This window comes from Pseudoalteromonas sp. OANN1 (genome assembly GCF_024124685.1).
In the GTDB taxonomy this organism is placed as follows: domain Bacteria; phylum Pseudomonadota; class Gammaproteobacteria; order Enterobacterales; family Alteromonadaceae; genus Pseudoalteromonas; species Pseudoalteromonas piscicida.
This window is the reverse complement of record NZ_JAMXSE010000027.1, coordinates 41,617-52,064: the sequence shown is the minus strand read 5'-3', so window position 1 is coordinate 52,064 and position 10,448 is coordinate 41,617. Positions and strand designations below refer to the sequence as shown.

Genomic DNA, 10,448 nt, shown 5'->3' with positions numbered 1-10,448 from the left:
TTGTGGGTTTTTTATACAAAGATGTCATTTGAGTGTAGTTGATGTTTTGAAGCCTAGTATCGACAGTTATTAAAAACCGTCACCTAAAGCAGGGACTTATAGGATTTTTGTTTTTATTTTTGCAATTGTTTTTTTCGTAAAAATTTAATAGAACAAATTTATTAACAATATTTCAATGTAATTTGATGAATAAAGTTATTAATTGGTCGGGTTTAATATCGTTCGTTTTGTTAATGTCAATTATTGGGTTGGCGTTCATTTTTGACTAGAGGAGGCTGGCTGTGTTGTTACTTTCAAAGCTACATCAATTTCCTCTGTTGTTATATTTATGTTATTGGAGAAAACTGAAGCCGCTGTTTATCAATCATCATTTCCAATAGGTACGAAATACTGGTATCAAAATCTTGATACGCTTTACCGAACTTTGTACGCAATGTAGCTTGTAATGATTCTTGTATCTTTGCTGGCGTTGTACCTTTTACTAGTGCTTCATGTACTGCATTCGAGGCATAAGTTAAAAATTGAATATCTCTAGAAACTGATTTCACCGAGGTATTTTCCCCGTGTCCGGTTAGTACGAGGAGAGGGCTTAATTGCTCCACTTCTTTGAGTACCGAAATGAGCTGGGTAATGTTACCTCTAGGTGTCATGATGGGCATAAAGTTGGAGTTTACTACGTCACCACCAATTAGAATGCGTTGTTTGGGTAGCCAAAGCATAACATCACCTGGCGAATGGCCATCGTTGGCGAATACAAATTCAACTTCAGTATCACCAAAAGTACGGGTTTGTTGATGTAAAATGATTGAGGTAGGGATGACGAGTGTGCTCTCACCAGTTGCGCCTTTAGTCATATTAAAAAATGCCTTAACATCAACCGGTCCATCGCTTTTCATCGTCTCAGCGGACAAAGAGGTGGAGATAAGCTCTGCACCGAGCTTTGCAAAAGCGGCATTACCAAGCCAATGATCGGCATGGCTATGAGAGTTGACTACCCAGCGAATTGGCTGTTCAGTTACACGTTTAATTGCTGCGATAATAGCGTTACCAATGTGCTCGGATGAACCAGAATCGAACACTAACACACCTTGAGTCGTAATAATAAAATGACTGTTTGAATTCCACCCTTTATTTTCAACTGTTGGTCTGCCATAAAAAGGAGATATTACGCTATAGACATTCTTTGAGACCGAAACGGCTTCTAACTCAAGTGATTGAGATTGTGCACTGACGTGAGCACAGAAGAGCCCAACAATCATGAGCCCTGATTTGATTCGATTTAGCATCGTTTATCCATATTGTTATTATTTATATCAGTGCTTGAAGCTGTCTACTTCAAAGACCAATTGAAACTACATTTTCTCCAAAATGAGTTCAAGCGCTTACGCTGCTTAAAGTGTAAGCAAGCGTGTCACCTTATTAAACTCGCTTTTTAAAGCCTCAAATTATCGTTCAGCAGTCGAACATCGATGATCTTATGCATACGTATTCAATAGATTGTTTAGCTAGGAACTCTATATTGTTAATCTTGTGTAAATAAGAGGCGCAATGATGAAAAATATAAAACTAAACCAAATTGCAGCGGGAGTGTTGTTAACATCCAGTTGCGTTACACCAGCACATGCCGCTGAAGGCGACCCAACAACATTCGTTCATTTATTCGAATGGTCTTGGCCAGATGTTGCTACGGAATGTGAAACATTTTTGGGGCCAAATGGATACGCGGCAGTGCAAGTATCACCACCCAATGAGCATATTACAGGGGATCAATGGTGGACTCGTTATCAGCCAGTCAGTTATGAGATTGCGAGTCGTAGTGGCAGTCGAGCCGAATTTGCCGATATGGTCGCGAGGTGTAAATCTGCCGGAGTAGATATCTATGTTGATGCCGTTATAAACCACATGGCTCATGGCAGCGGGACCGGAGTTGCGGGTAACACTTTTGGCAACAAACAATATCCTATCTATGGTCCACAAGATTTTCATGAAACCTGTGCAATAAACCCTGAAGACTACGGTAATAATGCATGGCGAGTACAGCACTGCGAACTCGTAGGGCTTCATGATTTAGACACCGATGCGAGCTACGTACAAAATACCCTCGCGGGCTTTTTGAACGATTTACAGTCTCTGGGCGTGGCAGGGTTTAGGTTGGATGCAAGCAAGCACATGCCTGCAAGCGATATTGGTGATGTGTTAGCCAAGTTAAATCAACCAGCGGTCGTTTTCCAAGAGGTGATTGATCAAGGAGGCGAGGCGGTTTCTGCTTCGGAATATCATCAAAATGGTTTAGTCACCGAGTTTAAATACAGCATTAAACTGAGCGAGACATTTAAGCAAGGCAAGTTGGCTTGGTTAAAAAGCTTTGGCGAAGCTTGGGGTATGATGCCAAGTTATAAAGCCGTGGTATTTACAGACAACCATGACAACCAACGCGGCCATGGTGGAGCAGGATCCATCGTTACCTTTCATGATGGTAAACTGTATGATTTAGCGAATGTATTTATGCTGGCATATCCTTATGGTTATCCTAAAGTGATGTCGAGCTACGAATTTAATGGCGACACTGATGCTGGTGGCCCTTCGGTGCCTGTTCATCAAAATGGTAACCTCAATTGCACCAGTCAATTATGGCAGTGTGAGCATCGTCGCCCAATGATTGCAGGTGCAATGCAGTTTAGAAATCATACTAATGGCAATTGGACGGTGGCAAATTGGTGGGACAATGGTAATAACCAAATTGCATTTTCTCGAGGTGATTTAGGCTTTGTCGCCATTAACCGCGAATCTTCTAGTATGGTCCAAAGCCTGCAAACGGGGCTTTCTGCCGGAACCTATTGTGATGTGCTAAGTGGAAGTATTGGCCAAGAAAACTGCGCGGGTAGAAGCATCGAAGTTGATACCAATGGTTACGCACAAATTAATTTAGCTGCTATGGATGCCTTAGCCATTCATCATCAAAGTAAACTGGCAACACCACCAGAGATTGGTGATTGGCAACGCACATTAGTCTTTATTAAAGCAGAAACTCAATCTGGCCAGGATATGTTCGTTCGAGGTGGCCTTGATCATGCCGCAGCATTGCAGCGCGGGATTGATTGTAGCGCCAATCCTATTCTTTGCTCTTTACCTATCAAGCATTTGAACATGCGAAACATGACAACTTCGGCTTGGAAAGTGGCTGATACCAGACTGGATTGGCTAGCGGCTGAAGCAGGCCAGTCTAGTGATGCCGAAGGGAGTCCGCTGGATTGGACAACCAATATTTGGCCTGCTAGCTGGGGCGCGGAAAAGCGTTACGATAGCGATGGTTTTGGCGTCATGTCACTCAATCAGTGGGGAGCACATTACTGGTTGCTGGAAGTAGAAATGGACTGTAGCAAAACATTCAACGGTTGGTTTGAAGTAAAAGCATTCGTTAAAAATGGTCAAGGCTGGGAAGGGGATATTAACCAACAAGACACGCCATACACGAGCAATAATCACTTTGCTCAATGCGGAAAATTGAACGTGTTTGAGTTTGGCACAAACTCAGTCTCTATCTCTTCATTATAATAAAGATGGACTAGGGCTAACCTAGTCCAGATTTACATTCCTCAGTTCTGTAAAGATTACATCCAATCAATACATTAATCTTTAATGTTTATATATATCATAAGGTTATATTATGGTATTGATTCTGCATAAGTATCCGCACCTACCTCTACACCAGCAACGTATTGAAGGAGAGAATGATGACGGAGTCAGACAATATTTCAGTCGCGATCTTAGCCACTGATGGATTCGAACAAAGTGAGCTGATTAAACCCAAGCAGGCGCTTGAAAGCGCAGGATTTAACGTTGATATCATTTCATTAAAAAAGGGAGATATTACCGCTTGGGATGAAGACCATTGGGGTGAGAAAGTCGCCGTTGATTTAACCTTGGGTGAAGCCAAACCCAGTAAATATGCGGGGCTCGTTTTACCTGGCGGGTTATTCAACCCTGACAGACTAAGGCAGGAAAAATCGGCGGTTAAATTTATTCAAGCCTTTTCACAGTTTGGTAATAAGCGTCCAATTGCAGCGATATGCCACGGCCCTTGGCTGTTAATCGAAGCCCAGTTGGTGGAGGGAAAAACGCTTACCTCTTTCCCAAGTATCAAAACCGATCTTAAAAATGCAGGCGCAGACTGGATTGACCTTAAAGTTGCGGTAGACGACAACTTGATCACAAGTCGCAATCCAAATGATCTTGATGCTTTTAATGAAGCAATTATTGAGGCTTTGCAACAAGATACTATCAATTAATCGAAAGAGTGGGTTTGTGCCGTTTCAAGCAGACGCTAATTGGTATAAATAAGGAGAAGATAATGTCAGACATAAAGAAAACTTTTTGGGAAGCGCTAGACAGCAGCCCCAACGTGATGATTGGTTTGAGTGATGACAATAACCACCATGAGCCAATGCGAGCACAGTTGGATAAAGACGCCAACGGCGAGTTTTGGTTTTTTACCAGTAAAACAAATCGTATTGCTAAGTGTGGCAAAGCAACAGCACAATTTTCCAGTAAAGGGCACAATGTATTTGCTTGTATTCGCGGACACTTAATTGAAGAAACACGACAAGACGTACTTGATGCTCATTGGTCAAGACAGGCCGAGAGCTGGTTTGAAAAGGGTAAAGATGACCCCGAGCTTATCATGCTCCGTTTTGAACTGGATGATGCTGAAATTTGGCATGTTAGCCCCGACTTGAGCGGCTTATTAAAACTAGCCGTGGGTAAAAATGTGGAACCGGAAGAAATGGGTGAGCGAGAAACCATCCGCTTTAGGTAGCTATATCACCCAATATAAAGAAACAACTAGGGCGCAAAGACGGTACTTGTTTTTGCGTCTTCATTGCTTCCACTTACATGAAAATGTTCCCAAATGTATTGTTGGTAGTTTAAATATTTAGGACTTTGGGGAATTCTCTGGACAACGGCTAACACTGTGATAACAATGAATGTATTGATTTAAAAGTAAGTTGTTTCAGCTAATTCAGGAGTGTACATGGCCACCGGGGATACCTTTGATAATTGGCAACAGGCCTTATCTGCCAGTTACGAGCAATTAATCAATCAACTTGTTACTCATACACCGCAACTATTGGGCGCGGCACTTATGCTGCTCGTCGGATGGATAGTGGCGTGGCTATTGAGCAAACTGACTATTTCGTTATTTAAGCTTTGCAATCGCGCATTGGCGGGCTTGAGCCAACGAGTGCAAACTGAACAAACGCTTCAGCTAAATCTAAAACACGCTCGATTAATAGGGAAAACCGTGTTTTGGGTCACGATGATGTTTTTTATCGCAGCAGCCACGTCCAGCCTTGGCTTAAACTTCTTCAGTGATTGGATCTCCTCGCTACTTAGTTACTTACCAAATCTACTCGCTGGTATATTTATTATCGTTGGTGGTTATCTGCTTGGTAATTTGGCCAGTGCCATGGCAAGAGCCGGAGCGCAGTCAGTTGGGTTTGCGCGAGTCGAAGTTGCGGGTAACATAGCCAAACTCGCTATCCTATTTACCGCAACGGTAATCGGTATTGAGCAATTAGGGATCAATATTCAATTTGTGACCAATATGGTGGTGGTGCTGACAGGCGTATTGTGTGCAGGAGTTGCATTGGCCTTTGGTCTTGGGAGTCGAGAGCTAATCGCAAATACCGTCGCGGCAAAACAAGCGCTGCGTCACTGTCGAATTAACGATCAAATTGAAATTGCAGGCGTTTCAGGTACGCTCACCGAAATCACGGCAACGATGCTAGTGATTGAAACCCAAAAAGGGAGAACCCTAATACCGGCAAGGCAATTTTTAAAAGAATCGGCACATATTACCGCGACACACAGCCATTCAAGTAAGCAGTAGGGAGGCTCTATGTCAGCGTTAAACCTCAAAATTGCGCAACACTTTTTACAAGAAGAGCCAGCTGGCGCCGCGCGCTTACTTTCTTTGCAAACGCCAGATGTAGCTGCCGAGTTACTAAAAACGTTACCAAATGAAGTTGCTTTAAACGTGCTTAAAGTCATGCAGCCCCGCAGTGCAGCGGAAATTCTGATAACGCAAACGGATGTGGATATTGCTAGGTGGCTTGGCAAAATGAAGTTGGCTGATATTGCAGCTATCTTTAGGCATTTACAGGATGAAGAACTTGCCCGTTTTCTTAACCTCATCTCAGTAAGACGACAAACACTCTGTAAGATGTTGATTAGCTACCCTGATTATACCGTGGGAGCATGGGTTGAAACGGACGTATTAATTCTTGAAGAAACAATGACAGTTGAGGAGTCACTGCTGCGCTTAAAAAAACGTGACTATATCGGGTTTACGCTAGTTTATGTGGTAAACCAGCATCGCCATGTGGTGGGTCAGCTATCACTAACTCATTTGCTTCGCAAAGCGCCGCAACAGAAAATTGCAGATTTAATGGATACTCACGTCGTTTCTCTAAGTGGTTATACCGAGTTGCATAGTGCATTGAAATCGCCCGTTTGGGCGCAACAAGATCAGGTTGCAGTTGCCAATCGAAGTGGTGATTTTATTGGGGTATTGCCACATCACAGGGTGAGAAGTGCACTGGGTCGAATGGATGAAACAAAAGACAAGCCAAGCGAATCTTTAGATTTGTTAGATACCTACACCAGTTCGTTTGCCAGTATGTTAGATACATTGGTGCCAGTTAAGGTCAAGGGGAAATAAGCGATGGGCGCAGCAAAAGATACATTAGAGTCAGCGGTAGAGCAGCTCAGTGATGAGTTTTTAAATAAGTTTCCGCTCAAAAGTGCGCAGCTCCTTGGCACTTTACCTCCAGACGAAGCCGCTGAATTATTACAACAGCAGGCACAACATATCATTTATCGTTTATGGAAATATTTGCCGCCGGGAGCCGCTGAACAAATTTTCCAGCAATTTCCGGTGGATTATCAAGCACAATTTATCGTGAGCCTAGATAGCCATATTGCGGTCGGGCTTTTGAACAAGCAGTCGCAGGAAGCGCAGCAGGTGCTACTCGCTAAATTAAAAGAGCAGCATTCAACCATAGCGAATGAGCTCAGTGAGTTGCTGGTTTTTCCTGAAAATACCGCTGCGAGAATGATGAACAAAAAAGTGCAAGCGTTTTACTCAGATACGACACTACGTGAAGTGCTCGCGCAACTGAAACGATTAGACGGAAAAGTGCCAGACGTTATCTACGTATTAAACGAACAGCAGGATTTAGTGGGCGAGACAACACTCAATACCTTAGTGGGAAGCTCCTCAAGTAAAACGCTAATGCAGGTTGCGACGCCGATCCGAGTCACGCTAAATGTGATGGATCATAAAGATCAGGTCGTGGAAGCGTTTGAAGGGCACAAAGTGCGAGCAATTCCAGTACTTGATGCGCAGCAACAGCTAGTTGGGCAGATCCGATTTTTTGATGCCTATCAGTCAACCAAAGAAGATTTAGCAAGTGATATGCAGACCATGGTAGGTGCAAGTAAAGACGAAAAAGCCCTATCAAGTAGTTGGTTTGCAGTAAAGAAACGGCTTCCGTGGTTACAAATTAACTTGTTAACCGCATTTGCAGCCGCTGCCGTAGTGGGGGCATTTGAGGGATTGATTGCTCAAGTTACCGCTTTAGCTATTTTGCTGCCAGTAGCAGCTGGGCAGTCGGGTAACGCAGGGGCTCAAGCTTTGGCTGTAACGATGCGAGGCTTAACACTACGAGAAATTTCAACGCGACACTGGTATCAGGTGATGCTAAAAGAAATGATGGTTGGGCTGTTAAATGGCATAGCAATAGCGGTTACTTGTGGCATTGGCGTATATTTGTGGAGTCAATCACTCGGTCTTGCACTTGTTATTGCGCTGGCGATGATATCGTCTCTTGTCATTGCGGGAAGCTCAGGCGCTATTGTACCAATTGCATTGAAAAAATTTGGACTCGATCCTGCGCAATCTTCATCAATTGTACTTACGACAATTACAGATATAGCAGGTTTTATGTCATTTTTGGGGATTGCGTTGTTGCTGTCAGATATGTTGCCGAAAGGCTAAGTGAGGAATGAGGAAATTCGTAGAGCTAGTGCAGGCACTAGCTCTGAGCAATACGTATTAGTTAACTACTACGTTGCTTGCTTGAGGACCTTTCTGGCCTTCTTCAACTGTGAAAGACACTGATTGGCCTTCAGTTAAAGTTTTGAAACCGTCAGAAACGATAGCACGGAAATGTACGAATACGTCTTTACCGCCGTTTTCTTGAGTGATGAAACCAAAACCTTTCTCTTCGTTGAACCACTTAACTGTGCCGTTTACTGTGTTAGACATAATTGAAACCTTTTTCAAAAAATTAAATATGTGGTGAAAATCACCGATAAAGCGATAGATAAAACTTAGCTAGTAACGCATTGGTATATCTATAAACGACTTTTTAAAAAAAAGAGTATCAAGAAAAAACAGTGCAGCAGTAGTAAGTGCTCTAAGTATCTAAAGCCTGCATATAGTATAGCGTTCTTAAGGCGCTGTCCAATGAAGTTTGCAACTTTTTGTTTAAAAAATGAGCAAAAGTAAATTTTGAGCGGATTTATTGGTGTCACGTTGATTAGGATGGACGAATTTGAAACATGTGTTTTCTTCGCTTTATCTTACCAAACTGTCCATCGTATTCTGTATTCTTCAGCTTGCTTATTTTAAACTTCGATAGAATAAAGTGGTAACGCGCTCTTCTGGTAGCCAATTAGCATAGTTAAGATTAAGTACTTGTAGTGGGCGCGCGGCTACAACTTCTTCCAAGCTTGTATTATTTTTCATTGCATCTAGCATAATCGTTTTCGCTTTTTGTAATAGAGCTAGATAATCTTGTAAATTTTGTTTATCTGTTACAGGGCCATGGCCTGGTATGACGGTGGTCTTGTCGTCTATTTTCTTTATCACATCTTGTACCGCTGCAATGACTCCATCTAAGGAGCCGCCGCTGTCGACGTCGACAAAAGGTAAGCTGCCTAAATTAAAATAGATATCGCCCATATGTACGGCATTTGCTCGGTCAAAAAAGATCACTGCATCGCCATCGGTATGGGCGTGATGATAATGCCACAAGTGAGCATGCTCTTGGTTAAAGTGGAGCTTCATATCACTGCCAAACGTCAAAGTTGGCAAGTAGTCAGATCCATCACCGTGTTTTTGCTCCAACCGCTTATATACATTGTGATGCGCGATAACATGGCTGCCTGCTTGTGCAAAATTTTCGTTGCCTCCTGTATGGTCGCCATGATGATGGGTATTAATCACAAACTCAGGTGCATTGGGTTGGATAGTTTTGATTTTTGCTTTAATTTGTTCGCTGAGTTTAGCGAACTGATCATCGACAATGTAAACGCCATCTGAGCCTGAACTTATCGCAATATTACCGCCTTGCCCAAATAGCACGTGAAGGCCCTTTGTTACCTCTTGCAACTTAAACTCAACGGCATCAGCTTGTGCGTTTGAAGTATTTATCAATCCAAACGCAATGGCAGCGAACGAATTTCTTGCTAATTTAATCATGATCCATCCTTTTTGTTCTATTTTCTGTTTATTTCTATAAAGCAGTGGCTTAAGGTGTTTTATCATGCGTGCAGGTTCACTCTTCTGCCGCTGCTGCGTTGTCTATTACCTGCCTCAATGCAGCATCCATCTTTAGGATAAAATCTTGCTTAAATGGATATTTTTCTTCAAACCCTTTTAAGTACCCAATGTGGGCAGTGCGACGCATTACTATTTTATCTTCAACAATATTACTGGTGTTTAAACTTGGTGTTATCTGTGACATTTTATTAATACCAAGTAACGTGGAAAGGCGATCATTAACGTAACAATCAACGCGCCCACGTGCGAGCTTTTCGATATTTGAACGTGTGCTTTTGTTTTCCCAAAGTTGAATAAGTCCTTGTTTTTGCGCTTCCATTAGGCTTTCATCTAAGATGATATAACCGTCATTAATACCAATATTAAGCACTCTTTCTGGTTTTACATGAGGCAAGTTTTTTAACGTGATCCCCTGATTGCAAAAGGCAACCACCACCTCTTCTTGAAGAGGAATTGAATACGGCCAGATATAGGGGCGTTTTTTGATATGAATATAAGGTGGCATTAACGCCATTGCATCACCGGATGCCATAGAGGAAACACCTCGCTTCCAAGGTACCGCTTGCAAGTTAACTTGATATTCATGACTCAGCAAACGCGCAGCTTGCTTCACTATATCGACATAGATGCCATAAAGCTCGCCGTTAATTTGATAACTATAGGGTGGGTAAGCATCGTCGACCAAAATGGTTACTTTAATAGGTGCTGAGTATTCAGGTTTATGGGGAGCAGCGTTAGATAAAAGCGGCAGAGAGATACAGCAGCAAATAAAAACAAAGCGAAATAAATTCATTTTTCACTTATGTACGGAGTAGTCATT

General features: G+C 42.5%; 10 protein-coding genes. 6 read left to right on the top strand and 4 right to left on the bottom strand.

What is annotated here, in order from left to right; all coding sequences use genetic code 11:
• Window positions 1-326: 326 nt before the first annotated feature.
• Complete coding sequence (locus NH462_RS19285; RefSeq protein WP_010369653.1) at window positions 327-1,286, bottom strand: MBL fold metallo-hydrolase; 960 nt, start codon at window positions 1,284-1,286, stop codon at window positions 327-329.
• A gap of 265 nt (window positions 1,287-1,551) precedes the next feature.
• On the opposite strand from NH462_RS19285, the gene NH462_RS19280 reads away from it, so the two are divergent.
• The 6 genes from NH462_RS19280 (at window position 1,552) to NH462_RS19255 (ending at window position 8,059) form a co-directional block, all read left to right on the top strand.
• Complete coding sequence (locus NH462_RS19280) at window positions 1,552-3,555, top strand: alpha-amylase family protein (protein WP_253107344.1); 2,004 nt, start codon at window positions 1,552-1,554, stop codon at window positions 3,553-3,555.
• A 179-nt stretch (window positions 3,556-3,734) separates the two neighbouring features.
• A complete protein-coding gene (locus NH462_RS19275; RefSeq protein ID WP_010369647.1) occupies window positions 3,735-4,289 on the top strand; it encodes a type 1 glutamine amidotransferase domain-containing protein in 555 nt (184 codons plus the stop codon).
• 62 nt (window positions 4,290-4,351) lie between these two features.
• Window positions 4,352-4,816 carry a pyridoxamine 5'-phosphate oxidase family protein gene (locus NH462_RS19270; protein ID WP_010369644.1) on the top strand — a complete coding sequence of 155 codons (465 nt, stop codon included), beginning with the start codon at window positions 4,352-4,354 and terminating at the stop codon, window positions 4,814-4,816.
• A gap of 216 nt (window positions 4,817-5,032) precedes the next feature.
• Entirely contained in the window at window positions 5,033-5,890 is an 858-nt protein-coding gene (locus NH462_RS19265) for a mechanosensitive ion channel domain-containing protein (RefSeq protein ID WP_069020487.1), read from the top strand.
• Window positions 5,891-5,899: 9 nt separating this feature from the next.
• Window positions 5,900-6,721, top strand: a complete 822-nt coding sequence (locus tag NH462_RS19260) for a CBS domain-containing protein (protein ID WP_253107295.1) — start codon at window positions 5,900-5,902, stop codon at window positions 6,719-6,721.
• A gap of 3 nt (window positions 6,722-6,724) precedes the next feature.
• Window positions 6,725-8,059, top strand: a complete 1,335-nt coding sequence (locus NH462_RS19255) for a magnesium transporter (RefSeq protein ID WP_253107294.1) — start codon at window positions 6,725-6,727, stop codon at window positions 8,057-8,059.
• Window positions 8,060-8,116: 57 nt separating this feature from the next.
• Here the strand turns inward: NH462_RS19255 and NH462_RS19250 are convergent, their stop codons facing one another.
• The 3 genes from NH462_RS19250 to NH462_RS19240 form a co-directional block, all read right to left on the bottom strand.
• Window positions 8,117-8,329: a cold-shock protein gene (locus NH462_RS19250; RefSeq protein WP_010369631.1), complete on the bottom strand. Its 213-nt coding sequence runs from the start codon at window positions 8,327-8,329 to the stop codon at window positions 8,117-8,119.
• Between the two features lie 357 nt (window positions 8,330-8,686).
• Window positions 8,687-9,547 (bottom strand): MBL fold metallo-hydrolase, encoded by an 861-nt coding sequence (locus NH462_RS19245; protein ID WP_017217576.1) that lies wholly within the window; start codon window positions 9,545-9,547, stop codon window positions 8,687-8,689.
• A 76-nt stretch (window positions 9,548-9,623) separates the two neighbouring features.
• Window positions 9,624-10,421: a transporter substrate-binding domain-containing protein gene (locus NH462_RS19240; RefSeq protein ID WP_253107293.1), complete on the bottom strand. Its 798-nt coding sequence runs from the start codon at window positions 10,419-10,421 to the stop codon at window positions 9,624-9,626.
• Between the last annotated feature and the right edge of the window lie 27 nt (window positions 10,422-10,448).

Coding starts and splice junctions, on each gene's coding strand:
- NH462_RS19250 (WP_010369631.1), bottom strand. CDS start 8,329: ATGTCTAACACAGTAAACGGCACAGTTAAGTGGTTCAACGAAGAGAAA.
- NH462_RS19280 (WP_253107344.1), top strand. CDS start 1,552: ATGAAAAATATAAAACTAAACCAAATTGCAGCGGGAGTGTTGTTAACA.
- NH462_RS19285 (WP_010369653.1), bottom strand. CDS start 1,286: ATGCTAAATCGAATCAAATCAGGGCTCATGATTGTTGGGCTCTTCTGT.
- NH462_RS19265 (WP_069020487.1), top strand. CDS start 5,033: ATGGCCACCGGGGATACCTTTGATAATTGGCAACAGGCCTTATCTGCC.
- NH462_RS19270 (WP_010369644.1), top strand. CDS start 4,352: ATGTCAGACATAAAGAAAACTTTTTGGGAAGCGCTAGACAGCAGCCCC.
- NH462_RS19260 (WP_253107295.1), top strand. CDS start 5,900: ATGTCAGCGTTAAACCTCAAAATTGCGCAACACTTTTTACAAGAAGAG.
- NH462_RS19275 (WP_010369647.1), top strand. CDS start 3,735: ATGACGGAGTCAGACAATATTTCAGTCGCGATCTTAGCCACTGATGGA.
- NH462_RS19255 (WP_253107294.1), top strand. CDS start 6,725: ATGGGCGCAGCAAAAGATACATTAGAGTCAGCGGTAGAGCAGCTCAGT.
- NH462_RS19245 (WP_017217576.1), bottom strand. CDS start 9,547: ATGATTAAATTAGCAAGAAATTCGTTCGCTGCCATTGCGTTTGGATTG.
- NH462_RS19240 (WP_253107293.1), bottom strand. CDS start 10,421: ATGAATTTATTTCGCTTTGTTTTTATTTGCTGCTGTATCTCTCTGCCG.